The sequence below is a fragment of the Syntrophomonas zehnderi OL-4 genome (genome assembly GCF_000983115.1).
GTDB lineage: Bacteria > Bacillota > Syntrophomonadia > Syntrophomonadales > Syntrophomonadaceae > Syntrophomonas_B > Syntrophomonas_B zehnderi.
Genome location: NZ_CGIH01000042.1, coordinates 22,053 through 36,746 on the forward strand (window position 1 = coordinate 22,053; position 14,694 = coordinate 36,746).

Here is a 14,694-nt window from a genome sequence, read left to right on the forward strand (position 1 = left end):
ATCTTCTCTGTGGCGATGAGCAGTTCTAAATTCTGCCCGGCGCTCTAGCCTTGTAAAATAGCCAGCATCAGAGTAAGAACCATAAAAATTGCGGCCAGATAAGCTGTTATCTTGGCAAACAGTTCATCCACGCCTTTTTTCTTGCCAAATATGGCTTCGCTACCACCCGCAATACTTCCAGATAGACCCGCACTCTTGCCGGACTGCAGCAAAACTGTCGCAATCAAACCCAGCGCGCAAATCGTCTGAAGTATAAGAATAATTATTTTAAGCACCTTTGAACCTCCTTTCACATATCTTCCCGAAAGCCGCAGTATATTTTACCACAACTTTCTCGTTTATTACAAGGCTGGTACCCTATTTACCTAAGTTGTAAAAAGCTCCCCGACCGCGGTACTGCGCGAAAATGTCCAGTTCCTCTTCAATACGCAGTAGCTGGTTGTATTTGGCAATTCGGTCGGTACGAGCCGGTGCTCCGGTTTTTATCTGACCGGCATTTACAGCTACGGCTACATCGGCCATGGTAGTATCCTCGGTTTCCCCGGAACGATGGGATATAACCGCCGTGTAACCATTACGCTTGGCCATTTCAATCGTATCTAAGGTCTCGGTCAGAGTGCCGATTTGATTAAGCTTTATCAGGATGCTGTTGCATACCCCCAGTTTTATCCCCTGAGCCAGTCTTTCCGTATTGGTTACAAACAGATCATCACCCACCAGTTGGATACGCTTGCCCAGCTGGTCGGTAAGTTTTTTCCAACCTTCCCAATCGTCTTCGGCCAAGCCATCTTCAATGGATATAATCGGATATTTCCGGGTCAAATCGTTATAGAATTCCACCATCTGATCGGTGGCAAACTGCTTTTGATTCAAGTGGTAGTAACCATCCTGGTATAGTTCAGTAGCCGCCACGTCCAGGGCCAGAACTATTTGCTGACCGGGTGCGTAACCGGCTTTTTCTATCGCTTCCAGGATTACCTCAATAGCCGCTTCATTTGAAGGCAGGTTGGGAGCAAAACCTCCCTCATCCCCCACGGACGTTACCAGGCCTTTGCCCGCTAAAACTTTTTTCAGGGTATGGTAGACCTCCACCCCCATCTGCAATCCTTCTCGGAAACTGCCTGCACCGACCGGTACAATCATAAATTCCTGAATGTCCACGTTATTGTCCGCATGTTTGCCGCCATTTAAGATATTCATCATCGGCACGGGAATCTCTTTGGCGTTTAACCCTCCTATGTACTGGTATAAAGGCAGGGCCAAGTATTCAGCCGCAGCCCGGGCACAGGCCAGAGACACTCCCAGTATGGCATTGGCTCCTAATTTGCTTTTATTGGGTGTGCCGTCCAGATCAATCATCACGGCATCAATATCAACCTGGTGGGTAACGTTCATTCCCAGGAGTTCAGGGGCAATAATGTCGTTTACATTGTTTACCGCCTGGAGCACTCCTTTGCCTTGATAGCGGTCATTATCCCCGTCACGCAGTTCCACTGCCTCGTGAGCGCCGGTAGAAGCGCCGGATGGAACGATAGCTCTTCCCATGGTTCCATCTTCTAAGATGACTTCTACTTCTACGGTAGGATTACCCCTGGAATCTAATACTTCCCGAGCAAATACATCCACGATTATACTCATCATGTTCATCCTTTCTGCACTCCATTTAAAAATAGTTTATATTGAGAATGTTCCCCTGTGGCCGAAGCCACAACCACCAGTTTAAATTCCGGTGTCCTGCGTCTGGGACATTCTAAGCGCGACGAAGTATGTAACGCCGTTTCAGGGGTATATCCTTCACCTCGTTTAGGACAACCCAGACGGGGAAAAATTATTTTCTAAAAAAACCTGCTGCTTTCCATAATTTTCAGCGCCCTTCTGCTTGCAAAAAACTGTGTAAATCCATTAAATCAGCGTTATCCGTATATGTTAATCGCTTAATAGGCTTTTTCCGGTCATTTCCGGCGGTATCTCCAAGCCCATCAATCCTAATAATGTAGGGGCCACATCCTGCAGCGAACCATCTTTCAACCGGCGGCCTTTATACCTGTCATCCACCAGAATAAAAGGAACCTTATTGGTGGTGTGGGCTGTAAAAGGACAGCCTTTTTCAGGATCCAACATCATTTCGCAGTTGCCGTGGTCAGCCGTTATCAAAACCGTTCCTGCTTTCTCCTGTACCTGGTTGACAATCTTTAGCAAACATTGGTCGACCGTCTCAACAGCTCGCACCGCAGCTTCCAAAACCCCGGTATGACCAACCATGTCAGGATTGGCATAGTTCATGATAATGACATCGTAGTAGTCGCGGTCAATTTCCTGAATCACCCGTTCGGTCACCTCAGCGGCACTCATCTCGGGCTTTAAATTATAGGTAGCTACTTTAGCAGAGGGAATTAAAATTCTATCCTCGCCGGGATTTGCTTCCTCCACCCCTCCGTTAAAGAAAAAGGTTACATGAGCATATTTTTCTGTTTCGGCAATGCGCAATTGTTTTAAGCCATGGGCGGCCAGGACTTGCCCCAGGGTATTATCAAGATTCTGAGCCGGGAAGGCTACCGGGGCCTGCAAATGGGCGTCATACTGAGTCATACATACGTAATAGGTAGCAGGCAGCACCTTACGTTTAAACCTGTCCAGATGCTGATCAACGAAGGCATGACTTATTTGCCGGGCTCGATCAGCCCTAAAATTAAAGAAAATCACACTGTCTCCGTCCTTAATTTTACCGATGGGCTGCCCTTGTTTATCCACAATGACGGTCGGCTCCATAAATTCATCGGTAATACGGGCTTCATAGCTGTTTTCTAAAGCGGCCTGGGCATTGGCAGCCTGAAGGCCTTCACCCAGAACCATGGCGTTATATGCTTTTTCGATCCGTTCCCAGCGGTTATCTCGATCCATGCCATAAAATCGTCCACCCAGACTGGCTATCCGGCCAACACCTATTTCCCGCATCCGTTTTTCCACGGCATTAACATAATCCATGCCGCTTTGCGGTGCCACATCCCGACCATCCATAAAAGCATGGACATATACCTCCGGGCAGTTATTGTTTTTACACAATTTAAGCAGGGCATATAGGTGGGTCAGCTCACTATGTACTCCGCCGTTGGAGAGCAATCCCAGCAAATGAACGGCTCCGTTATGATAACGGGTATTTTCCAGGGCTTTTAACAGTTCTTCATTGCGGAAGAAGGAACCATCCTCAATCGTCTGGCTGATACGGGTAATCTCCTGAAAAACGACCCGACCGGCCCCCATATTCAGGTGTCCCACCTCGGAATTTCCCATTTGCCCGCGGGGAAGTCCCACATCATTTCCACAACATTCTAATTCAGTATAAGGATAGACATCTTTTAACTTATTAAAATTGACCGGATTGGCCAGGGTGACAGCATTATCCGCACAGGCGGCCCTTAGACCCCAGCCATCCAAAATCATTAATACCAGGGGTTTTTTAGACATCTTTTCCCAACCTCACTATTCGGGCAAAATCATGCACATTTAGACTGGCACCACCCACCAGGGCTCCGTCAATGTCTTTTTTGTCCATAAAATCTGCAATGTTATCAGTTTTTACGCTTCCTCCGTAAAGGATGGAAATGGACTGCGCCAATTCCATATTGTATAAACCGGCCAGGGTCTCCCTTATAAAGGCAATCATTTCCTGAGCGTCATCTGGATTGGCGTTAATACCTGTGCCAATCGCCCAGACCGGTTCATAGGCAATGACTATCTTGCCTTCCGTCAGGCTGACTTCATCAAGGCCCCGGCTAAGCTGTTCCTTTATTACCTGGCGGGCCATATTATTCTGGCGTTCCGGCAGGGTTTCCCCTACACAAAAAATCGGTATCAGGGAATTATTCAAAGCGGCTTTTAATTTACGGTTGATGCTGGCATCAGACTCATTCATTAGATGACGACGTTCCGAGTGACCCACGATGACATATCTGCAGCCACAGTCAAGCAGCAGGGGAGCCGAAATCTCCCCTGTATAAGCCCCGCTGTTCTCCCAGAAGAGATTCTGGGCACCTATTTTTACCGGGCTTTTCTCCAGGGTCTTACTCAGTACCTGCAAACTGGTAAATGCCGGACATATGACCACCTCAGCGTCTAACGGAGAAGCTAGCAGAGTCATTAGTTTTTGCCCATACTCCTCAGTCTCGCTTAAGTTCTTATGCATTTTCCAGTTGGCCGCAATAACCGTTTTCCTCAAATACGTAACCTCCCTAGTTTACCATTCACAGGATTTAACTCCCGGCAGCTGGATACCTTCCAATAATTCCAGGGTGGCTCCACCGCCGGTAGAAATATGGGTAATCTTTTCATCAAGCCCCAGTTTGTGTACCGCCGCCGACGAATCTCCTCCGCCAACCACGCTTACGGCTGACGAGTCGGCAATAGCGCGTACCAGGGCTTCGGTTCCATGCACAAACTGATCGTTTTCGTAAACCCCAACCGGCCCATTCCAGATTATCGTACGGGCCTGGGAAATAGCTTCAGAAAAAAGCGCTACGGTCTTAGGACCTATATCTACAATCATCTTGTCGGCAGGTATATGGTCAATATCGGCTACAATTCCCGCAGAATTGCTGGTTAAATCGTCTGCCAGCACCACATCCACCGGCAACAGAATCTTTTTATTCTTCGCGTTCGCCAGCTCCAGCAGTTCCCGGGCTTCAGCCAACAGTTTTTCTTCACAGATGGATTTGCCTATGGATATTCCCTGTGCTTTCAAGAAGGTGTTAGCCATCCCGCCGCCTATTAAGAGTATATCCATTTTATCCAGTAGATTACGGATCAGACCCAGCTTATCTTTAATTTTGGCTCCGCCCAATATTGCCATACGAGGGCTTTCGGGATGCTCTATAACACTCCTGAGCATATCCACTTCATTTTCCAGCAGAAACCCGGCATAAGCAGGCAGATAATCAGCTACCCCGCACGTAGAAGCATGGGCGCGATGGGCAGTCCCAAAGGCATCGTTTACAAACACATCTCCCAGGTTGGCTAATGTTTGGGAAAAAGCCGGGTCATTCTTCTCTTCCTCAGCGTGGAAACGAACGTTTTCCAGTAATATAATCTCCCCGGGAGCCATTTTATCGACCTGCTCCTGAACGGTCGGGCCTACACAATCATCAGCCATATAAACCTTCCGGCCCAGCAACTGCTCTAAGTGTTTTCCCACCACCTGCAAGCTGTATTTTTCTTTTCTTTGCCCATCGGGGCGTCCCAGGTGGCTCATTAGGATTAAACGAGCTCCTTGCCCGGAAATATATTTAATCGTTGGTATAGCGGATACTATACGGGCATCGTCCAGAATATGACCGTTGTTGTCCATCGGTACGTTAAAATCTACCCGCATTAATACGCGCTTGTCTTTCATATCTATTTCTTTTACACTTCTCAATTGACTGCCTCCCTGCAGATTCTGCCAGATTTTATTCTATTATTCTTATATGCCTTGTTTGGCTATATAGGTTACCAAGTCTACTACCCGCAGTGAATAAGCCCATTCATTATCATACCAGGCAATGACCTTGGCCATGTTTCCACCCATGGTCATAGTCAGCGGTCCATCCACTACAGCCGAACAACTCTCTCCGTTATAATCCCTGGAAACCAGAGGTTCCTCAGTATATCTTAAAATACCTTTTAGATATGATTCGCTGGCTGTTTTGAAGGCAGCATTAATCTCCTCTGTAGAAGCTGCTTTACCAAGCTCCACGGTTAAATCCACCAGGGAAACGTTTGGGGTCGGTACCCTTACAGCCAGGCCGTCCAGTTTACCCTTTAGCTCAGGTATAACCAGGCCTACCGCACTGGCCGCTCCGGTAGTAGTAGGGATAATAGACAGGGAGGCGGCTCTGGCCCGGCGCATATCATTATGCTCCAGATCCAATACCCGCTGGTCATTGGTGTAGGAGTGAATCGTATTCATCATACCTCTTTCAATGCCAAATTCCTGTAGTAATACTTTGGCGACTGGAGCCAGGCAGTTGGTTGTACAGGAAGCATTGGATAAAATATGATGTTCGGCAGGTTTGTACATATCATTATTCACGCCCATAACAACGGTTAAATCAACGCCTTTGGCAGGTGCGCAGATAACAGCTTTTTTGGCTCCAGCCTGCAAATGACGGGAAACAGTCTCTTTGGTTTTGAAAACACCGGTGGCCTCTACTATAATGTCGGCCCCCAGCTCATTCCAGGGCAATTTTTCCGGATCCCGCTCGGAAAGATATTGAAAACTCTTGCTGCCAGCGATAATGCGGTTGCCATCCAATTTTACTTCCTGCGGGAATTGTCCATGAATGGAATCATACTTAAACAGCAAGACTCCGCCTTTAGGATCCCCCAGGTCATTAACGGCGACTAATTCCACGTCATCCCTTAACAAACTGGCTCGGGCTACCAAACGCCCGATTCTGCCAAAACCATTAATGGCAATTTTTACAGCCATACTCAATCATCCTTTCCATATATTATTTTTTGGGCAGCCCCCTCATCCGTTATAAGGACATTTTCCTGACCGGATCTTAATACGGCTTCAATAGCGGCAGCTTTACTACTTCCTCCTGCCACAGCTACTTTAGTTCCAATATGGGTAAAATCATCTATTTCTATACCAATTCCGGGGATTTCAAAAATTATTTTTCCGTCTTTATCAAAATAGTACCGTAAGGCTTCGCCGCGGGCATCATTTTTTTGCAAAAAATCAACTTCAGCAGGTGACAATCCTCGGCGGTAGGCCATCTCCTCAGCGGGGCCAATCCCATGAATCAGAATGTCTGCTGATCTGATGGTTTTAACAACTTCACTGATATGAATATCCTTCTTTAAGGCTTCGGCTGTGCTAGCCTCCAGGCTGTCAGGAATATGCAGGAGTCGATATTGCGCTCCGATCGCCCGCGCAATCTTGGCAGCTATATTACCCGCTTGAGTTTCAACTTCCTCGCCTAAGCCGCCGCGGGCCGGGACAACGAAAATATCTCGCGCATCTACGCCTTCCCGTATCATCTTGGCTACACCCGCTAGGGTAGTTCCCCCGGTCACGGCTACGATACAGCCCGGATATAAGATCTTGCGCAGATACTCGGCCCCGGCTCTACTCAAGTCCTCCTGGGCGAATAAATCCTGATCCGTATTCCCGGGAACGACTATTACATCACTCAAACCAAAACGCTCTTTTAGTTTTTCCCCTAATAGCTGGGTATTAAACAACCACGGAACCAACCCGGCGAAATCCCTAAGCATTTCTTCCCCATAAGCAGTCAGATATATACCGGCAGAGGTTGTTTGCAAGACCCCCCGGCTTTTTAGAATGTCTACCTCTGATCTGACTACCCTTTCGGTGCAGCCGATATTGCGGGTAAGTTGGCGTCTGCCTATAGGCTGATTATAAAAAACCTGCTTTAAAACCTGATAGCGGTTGTTCATAATCTCCAATGCCTCTGGGGCTAGACGCTCTATGAGGTTGAATATTTTTTCATCCATAATATCAAAACCAATTCTGCTCTTGGGACTAATTATACACTACAGGGACAGATTTGTCCCATTGACTTTAAAAAAATTCGATTAAACTTATGTTTTTAAATATTATAGCACAATTAAGTTAATGTGCTAGACATTATTTCTAAAATTTCTGCCGTCCACCCCGTCCAACTATGAAAATAGGGGCGTTATTTAGGGCTTAGGATATGATTTGAGTTTACAATTAAGACAGCCGTTTTATCCGTCCATTAACTCGGCGGAGTCGATTGAAAGATTAACCCCGCTCCGGCAAATACTTAAACAAGAAAAATCACCCTGCGGGTACTACTGATGCTCTTTAAACGATCGCTATGAAGCTGTGTAAATCTGTTAAATCTGTGTTATCTGTGTCTATTTAAACCGCGTCCCTTCGAAAAACTCCCCGAAGGATAAAGCCTCTGCTGCGAGGGTGTGTCCATTAATAACGTTTGCGCGTCACTGTGGAAGGTATGCCTAATTCCTGCCGGTATTTGGCGACCGTGCGGCGCGATATTCTGATCCCGTTTTCTTTCAACATCTCCACTAGCTGCTGATCACTCCAGGGATTAGAGTTGTCCTCTTTTTCAATTATCTCCTGGATCTGTTTTTTTATGCTTTTGGATGAGACCTTTTCATTGCTGTTGGCATAACTGCTAACACCACTGCTGAAAAAGAATTTTAATTCAAATAAGCCCTGGGGGGTTTGAATGTATTTATTGGAAGTCGCCCGGCTTACCGTTGACTCATGTACTTCTATAATGTCAGCCACCTGTTTTAGGTTAAGCGGTTTGATATATTTTATGCCATTATCCAGGAAATCCTTCTGTATATCCACAATGCAACGGGCAACTTTATACAGGGTCATACGCCTTTGTTCTATGCTTTTGATCAGCCAGACAGCCGAATTCATTTTGTCTTCCAGATATTTGCGGACTTCAGGCGACAGGGATTCCGGACGGCGCAACATATTTTCATACATCCGGCTAATAATCAAACGAGGATAGTTGCTGTCATTGACCAGCACGATATATTCTCCATCCACTTTTTCCACGATGATATCAGCCACGATGTATTTAATCTCATCGCCACTGCTATATTGCAGCCCGGGCTTGGGATCGAGGGTACGAATAAAATCGCAAACTTCCTGGGCCTCTTGCACGCTTATGTCCAAATCCTGCGCTATTTTATTTAGTCTGCCCCGGGCCAGATCCTGTAAATGTTCTTCAATGATGGCTATGGCAACCGGGTCTTCTTTGCCGTTGTGCTCCAGCTGAATCAGCAGGCATTCGGCCAGATCACGTGCCCCCACCCCATGGGGATGGAAAGCCTGAATCGTCTGCAATACAGCCTGAACCTGATCAATATCAGTACCAGTAGCGCCCGCCACTTCCTCCAGATCTACCGTCAAGTATCCGTTGGCATCGATGTTGCCAATAATATAGTTGCCTATTTCCAGATTTAGATCGCCGGTTACCAACATGCGCAGCTGGAATTGAAGGTGCTCATAGAGGCTGGGAGTCTTGCTGATATAATTATCAAAAGATTTATCTTCACGGTCAGATACACTCAGATCATTATCACGTTCATAGTAAGACTCCAACCAGTCTTCGGTCTTGTTTTCCTCAATCTCGTTGGTTTCCTTGGTCGTAGTTTCGCCTTCAAGGCTGCCTTCTTCCCTTTCTTCCAGAAAAGGATTCTCTTCTAACTCTTTTTGTATATACTCACCCAGCTCCAGAGTTGACATTTGCAGCATAGCAATGGCTTGACGTAACTCAGGAGTCATTAGTAGTTTTTGTTGTTGCTCCAAGTATATATCATGGGTAAGCTTCATAAAGTACCTCACTTGGTTTATTCGGGATAGTTTCTCTCCCGTTGGGTCATCGTTTTACAATCCTGCGAGTTAGATGTTAAAAATCATTCTGTCTCATACAGAGTTTCTTCAGCAAATTCCTCCAGCTTCCTCATGCGATAGGCAACCCCTGATTTCGTCAGGGGCGGGTTCATCATAAGCCCCAATTCCCTTAAGGTACTGTGCGGATGATCGATACGCAACATAGCCAACTCTTTTAACTGCGGGGGTATCATGGCGATACCCTGGCTGGCAAGCAGACTCTCAATCAGTTCCACCTGACGCACGGAGGCATCAATAGTTTTACCCAGATTGGCAGTTTCGCAGTTTACCTGGCGGTTCACCTGGTTGCGCATGGATTTTATGATACGCACATTCTCATAATTCAGTAAAGAATTACTGGCTTCTACTACCCGTAAAAAATCCCCGATCTTTTCACTGTCCTTGATATAGACAATCAGGTTGTTTTTACGTTCCCCGAGGCGCGCTTCAACATCTAGCCGGGCCAGCATTTTTTTTATATCCTGAGCCATGCGGGTATCATTTAACACGATTTCCAAATGATAATTGCCTTCCGGACGGTTGATAAAACCCTTGCACATAAAGACCCCCCGCAAATAGGATCTTTTGCAACAGTTTTTGCTCACCAGGCTCCAATCAACATCCCGCTTGATATCCCCGTTGTCGTTCAGCAAACCCAGGTTTTGCAAGGATTGCATTTCCCGTTCATTCAGCAGGGCTTCTGCTATGTAAAAGCGGGTTTGCCGAAAACGTTTGCGCTCCTTTATTGCCACCGCGGGCTGAAGGCGACAGCAATCTTTAAGCAGACGGTAAACCTTGCGAGCCGCACTTGCATTGTCGGCCTCCACCTGCAAAACCCGTTTGCCATTATCCTGGACAACAATATCTCCCCGCAGAGCCAGCAAAGCAGCCAATTCAGATATCTGACAACAGGATTTCTCAGGTATGATATGAGCCAATTCACTTCTGACCTCATTGGCAAAACTCATTTTAGCCCCTCCGGCTGATTGTCGTAAATAACCTGCATTATAATATTGGCCAGTTTGTCAGGATCATGCCAGGCGACTTCAGTATTGGAAACCAGATCCGCCGCCATTACCTTAATGCCCAGATCCGTTATCTGCTGGTAAGAATCAGCTACGGGCACGGCCTTTTCCTCCTGATATCTTTTCAACCTTAATTCATCAATGGAACCCGTATTAAGAATGATATAGTCAATAATCGGTTCGGCCACATAATCCATAATAACCCGCAGATGATCCAGGGCGGTAAAATCATCGGTTTCCCCTTGCTCGGTCATTATGTTGCTGATATATATCTTTACTGCTTTCGATCTGGCGATAGCCGAAGTGACACCTTCCACCAGGAGATTGGGAATAATGCTGGTATAAAGGCTTCCTGGCCCCATTATTATAGCATCCGCTTCCAAAAGCGCATTCAGAGTATCCGGAACCGGCCTGCAAGCCTCAGGAACCAGATAAATCTTCTCGATTTTATGATTATAATTTCGAATCGCGGTCTCCCCGGTAACTATAGCCCCATCTTTCATCCTGGCTTCCAGCACTACCTGATCCAAGGTAGCCGGGATAACTTTACCCCTAACGGCCAAGACCTCGCTGACTTCTTTTATGGCACTTACAAAATCACCGGTTATTTCCGTCATCGCCAGCAACAATAGATTACCCAGATTATGTCCGGCAATACCTGATCCCTGGGCAAAACGATGCTGAAAAACTTTATCCATTAGGGTCTCGGTTTCGGCCAAAGCCACCAGGCAGTTGCGAATATCCCCGGGAGGCAGTATCCCGAGTTCCGCCCTTAACCGGCCGGAACTGCCGCCATCATCACTTACAGTAACGACTGCGGTCAGTTGGGAAGTATGTTTTTTTAATCCTTTTAAAAGGACGGACAGTCCTGTTCCTCCGCCTATTACTACAATCTTCGGTTCGTCTGTATAAAAAGACATCTAAACCTCCTCTTTGTATCTGGCTATATCTCGATGTCTTACTATAACATTATACCCCATTTTTTTAAGCTGTCCGCCGCAGTAATCTGCCAAAACCACCGAACGATGCTGTCCGCCCGTGCAGCCTATGGATAGGACTAGATTGGTTTTACCCTCTTCAATATAGTAAGGCACCAGGAATTTTAACAGATTCAAAAAACGGCGGGTGAAAGATTTAGTTACGGGGTTTTCCAGGACATATCGTATAACATCGTCATCCTCACCGGTCATGGTTCTCATCAAAGGATCATAAAAGGGATTGGGCAGGAATCTGACATCCATCATAATATCACAGTCTAAAGGTATACCTGCTTTATAGCCGAATGATACAATATTGATGGTAAAATCACCCTTGTTACCCTCGCTGTAGTAACTAAGCAGTTTGTTCTTTAATTCCCGGGGCGTTAGGTTGGAAGTGTCGATGATAATATTGGCTCGGCCCCTAAGCTCTTCCAGGATGTTTCGCTCCATACGGATTGCCTCTAGCAGCCGACTGCTGATGGCCAGAGGATGCCGACGTCTTGATTCTTTAAAACGGCGCACCAGAACTTCCTCAGATGCCTCTAAAAATAGTATCTCAAAGGCAATCTGGTTTTCTTCCAGTTCATTTAGAGATTGGGAAAGATCATGGAAAAACTCCCCTCCCCGGACATCAATGACCAGGGCCACTTTTTCAATTCTGGCTTCAGATTGCATGCTTAACTCAATGAATTTGATCATAAGGGCAGGGGGCAGATTATCAACACAATAATAGCCTAGGTCTTCAAGGCAGTTCATGGTTTGTGTTTTGCCAGCCCCGGATAAACCGGTGATGATTAAAACGTTGGGTTGGTTGTTCGGTTCCATCATCCTAGCACTCCCCTTCATCCCAAGAGTTGGCTACACGCTGCGGATCTAAATGCAGTCTTTTAATAATGTATTCACCATAGGATAGTTGGCCGACACTGGCAGGATAATGCGCATCGCTGTTTACAATAAAATCAACTCCAGTTTGTTCTGCTTCTATTATATCAGAAATCAGCGGGTATTTATGAGCACAATTTATTTCAAACCAGACATCATTTTTAACGCAAGCGTGAGCCACTTCCTTAATATCTACCGCAAAAACAAGTCCGGGATGGGACAGGATATTAATCTCCGGGTTATTATAGAGAGCTTCACAACTGGCCTTGGTATTGGCGTTTTTCGCCTTTTCTTTTTGCCTTTTGCCCATATGACGCAGGCTGTTCTGTACCCAGATTTTTAATCCATCATCCAGAGAAGCAGGCCGGGTATAAGGATGCAATCCGGCAATTAAGATATCCATCTGTCGGGCAATATTGTCAGGAATATCAAGCGTGCCCTTAAGGTCTAAAATGTTGGCCTCCGCGCCCAGCAAGACCTTAACACCATACTGCCCGGAATCATTTAGCACCTTAAGCTCCTCCTTCAGCTTTAGGTATCGGTCTGCGTTTTTGATCCCAATTAACAGCATATCCGGTCCGTGATCAGTCACAGCCACTTCCTTGAGTCCGCGCCGTTGAGCAGCCCGGACGATATCTTCCACCGACTGAAGTCCGTCACTGTAACGCGAATGAGTGTGATAATCCCCGAAAAAATTCATGACCATCTTCCCTCTCGAAGAGTTAATAGACGCGGATTAATTAGGCACATATTTACACTGTTTTTTAATAAAGGGTTTTGCATAACAAGCTCTTTTGCTGCGGGGATCACGGATTCACTTTGTTCTCCTCACCCCTAACGCCTCACCCCTGACAAACATTTTAAAAGGATAATCTGTGTAAATCCGTCTGATCTGTGTTATCTGTGTCTATTAAAGCACCCTATCGGGTACTACTGGTGCTCCCTAACGGTCGCAATTAAGGTTGCCGCGTAAATCCGCGTCATCCGCGTCTATTTACTTGCGGTGCTTGGCTGGTCTTATTTATTTAGTTCGGCTTTGAGGTAGTCGATTACTTCTACCGGGGTGGGGTTGATGCCATACTCCAAGGCTAGATAGTAACTGGTATAATCACCTATATACACCAGGGAATAGAAGCGGGCCAGGAAAGAATTGCCGCGGGCCTCTACTTCCATTACTTTAGCCACCCGGCTTTCAATTACTTGTCGGCTTATGTCGATGCGCTTTTTGACCCTTTCGTGATCACCTGGATCACGCAGGATAACGATTAGTATTTGCGATATTAAATCACCCGGAGCCTCAAAACCCACCAGCTCATTGTGGTTTAATTCAGGAAATACATTGTAGTAAGCCGGAGATTTGGCATTCTCATTAATCTGGGCTTTCCACCGCCAAGCCGCCACCTCGGAATGGGCTGAACTTCCCCAGATCACCGGGATACGGCCTTTCATTTCACCGGCTAGCTGTCGGGCAATATTTTGGTCGTAATCAACCGCCGGGTTGATTTCCTCCTTTAAGTCCGCCAAAACCCGGCTGGTTTCGGCGAGGTCTTTACTTACTCCCGACAGCAGACCTAATTCTTCCAGAATTAATGCTAACGGACAGAAAAGGTAGCCGGTAGCTGCCCGCGGAGATAGTCCTGCAGGTATCTCCACCACCATGTTGCCATCTTCCCGGGCCAGGGAGGATAGTTTTCCTCCGCCGCTGACCACAATAATATTGGCCCCGGCTCTCTCGGCCTGCCGATATGCACTGAGGGTTTCTTCGGTATTTCCGGAATAGCTAACGGCCAGCACCAGACTCTGAGGCCCCACGAAAGCTGGGATATCATAGTCCCGATTGACTATAACCGGGATAGCAGCCTGAGAGAATGCATAACTGCGTAGTATATCGCCCCCAATCGCCGAACCGCCCAAACCGCTCACCAGAATATTTTGATATTCTTTTTTGTATCGGCTGGGCAGATTAAGCTTCATCTGCAACATCTCATTAAACTGCTCCGGCAATCCCTGGAGATAATCTCTCATTTTTTCAGCCGTCATAGATCACATTCCCTTCCTGTTTTATAGATGCGGATAACGTAGATTTGCACGTATTTCCGCGACCGCTAGAGCCCGTAGCGGAGGCTTTAGCCTCCGCAGGAACACGTGGTTCTTCGATGCCCCCGTAGCGGAGGCTTTAGCCTCCGCGGGAACACGTGGTTCTTCGATGCCTTCGTAGCGGAGGCTTCAGCCTCCGCCCGGAATTCGAGGTTTTTCTAACAGACGTGGTTTTAATAGACACAGATAACACAGATCAAACAGATTTACACAGCAACCTTAATTATGAACGAAGTTCATATCAGTAGTACCCGTAGGGTGCAACCTTAATTGCAACCGCAAGGGTGCATCAGTGGTACCGCAGGGT

Annotated in this window: 13 protein-coding genes; all 13 read right to left on the reverse strand. The window is 46.7% G+C overall.

Features of this window, described 5'->3' with window-relative positions; translation table 11 throughout:
- Positions 1-44: 44 nt before the first annotated feature.
- Positions 45-275: a preprotein translocase subunit SecG gene (gene secG / locus AAV90_RS11795; protein WP_046499403.1), complete on the reverse strand. Its 231-nt coding sequence runs from the start codon at positions 273-275 to the stop codon at positions 45-47.
- Positions 276-357: 82 nt separating this feature from the next.
- Positions 358-1,638, reverse strand: a complete 1,281-nt coding sequence (gene eno / locus AAV90_RS11800; RefSeq protein WP_046499489.1) for a phosphopyruvate hydratase — start codon at positions 1,636-1,638, stop codon at positions 358-360.
- Between the two features lie 288 nt (positions 1,639-1,926).
- Positions 1,927-3,465, reverse strand: a complete 1,539-nt coding sequence (gpmI, locus tag AAV90_RS11805) for a 2,3-bisphosphoglycerate-independent phosphoglycerate mutase (protein WP_046499409.1) — start codon at positions 3,463-3,465, stop codon at positions 1,927-1,929.
- Positions 3,458-4,216 (reverse strand): triose-phosphate isomerase, encoded by a 759-nt coding sequence (gene tpiA, locus AAV90_RS11810; RefSeq protein ID WP_076982653.1) that lies wholly within the window; start codon positions 4,214-4,216, stop codon positions 3,458-3,460. The genes gpmI and tpiA overlap by 8 nt, the downstream gene beginning before the upstream one ends.
- Before the next feature lie 18 nt (positions 4,217-4,234).
- A complete protein-coding gene (locus tag AAV90_RS11815; protein WP_278279308.1) occupies positions 4,235-5,410 on the reverse strand; it encodes a phosphoglycerate kinase in 1,176 nt (391 codons plus the stop codon).
- Positions 5,411-5,455: 45 nt separating this feature from the next.
- Positions 5,456-6,463 carry a type I glyceraldehyde-3-phosphate dehydrogenase gene (gap, locus tag AAV90_RS11820; protein WP_046499414.1) on the reverse strand — a complete coding sequence of 336 codons (1,008 nt, stop codon included), beginning with the start codon at positions 6,461-6,463 and terminating at the stop codon, positions 5,456-5,458.
- Positions 6,464-6,465: 2 nt separating this feature from the next.
- Positions 6,466-7,497 (reverse strand): sugar-binding transcriptional regulator, encoded by a 1,032-nt coding sequence (locus AAV90_RS11825; protein WP_046499417.1) that lies wholly within the window; start codon positions 7,495-7,497, stop codon positions 6,466-6,468.
- A gap of 454 nt (positions 7,498-7,951) precedes the next feature.
- On the reverse strand, positions 7,952-9,343 hold the full coding sequence (gene rpoN, locus AAV90_RS11830; protein ID WP_046499420.1) for an RNA polymerase factor sigma-54: 1,392 nt from the start codon (positions 9,341-9,343) through the stop codon (positions 7,952-7,954).
- Positions 9,344-9,426: 83 nt separating this feature from the next.
- A complete protein-coding gene (whiA, locus tag AAV90_RS11835) occupies positions 9,427-10,371 on the reverse strand; it encodes a DNA-binding protein WhiA (protein WP_046499423.1) in 945 nt (314 codons plus the stop codon).
- A complete protein-coding gene (locus AAV90_RS11840) occupies positions 10,368-11,348 on the reverse strand; it encodes a gluconeogenesis factor YvcK family protein (RefSeq protein WP_046499426.1) in 981 nt (326 codons plus the stop codon). Before AAV90_RS11840 ends, whiA begins: the two co-directional genes overlap by 4 nt.
- Complete coding sequence (rapZ, locus tag AAV90_RS11845) at positions 11,349-12,236, reverse strand: RNase adapter RapZ (protein WP_046499428.1); 888 nt, start codon at positions 12,234-12,236, stop codon at positions 11,349-11,351.
- A gap of 1 nt (position 12,237) precedes the next feature.
- Entirely contained in the window at positions 12,238-12,990 is a 753-nt protein-coding gene (locus AAV90_RS11850; protein ID WP_046499430.1) for a PHP domain-containing protein, read from the reverse strand.
- A gap of 317 nt (positions 12,991-13,307) precedes the next feature.
- Entirely contained in the window at positions 13,308-14,315 is a 1,008-nt protein-coding gene (locus tag AAV90_RS11855; protein ID WP_242847559.1) for a bifunctional phosphoglucose/phosphomannose isomerase, read from the reverse strand.
- Positions 14,316-14,694: the final 379 nt, after the last annotated feature.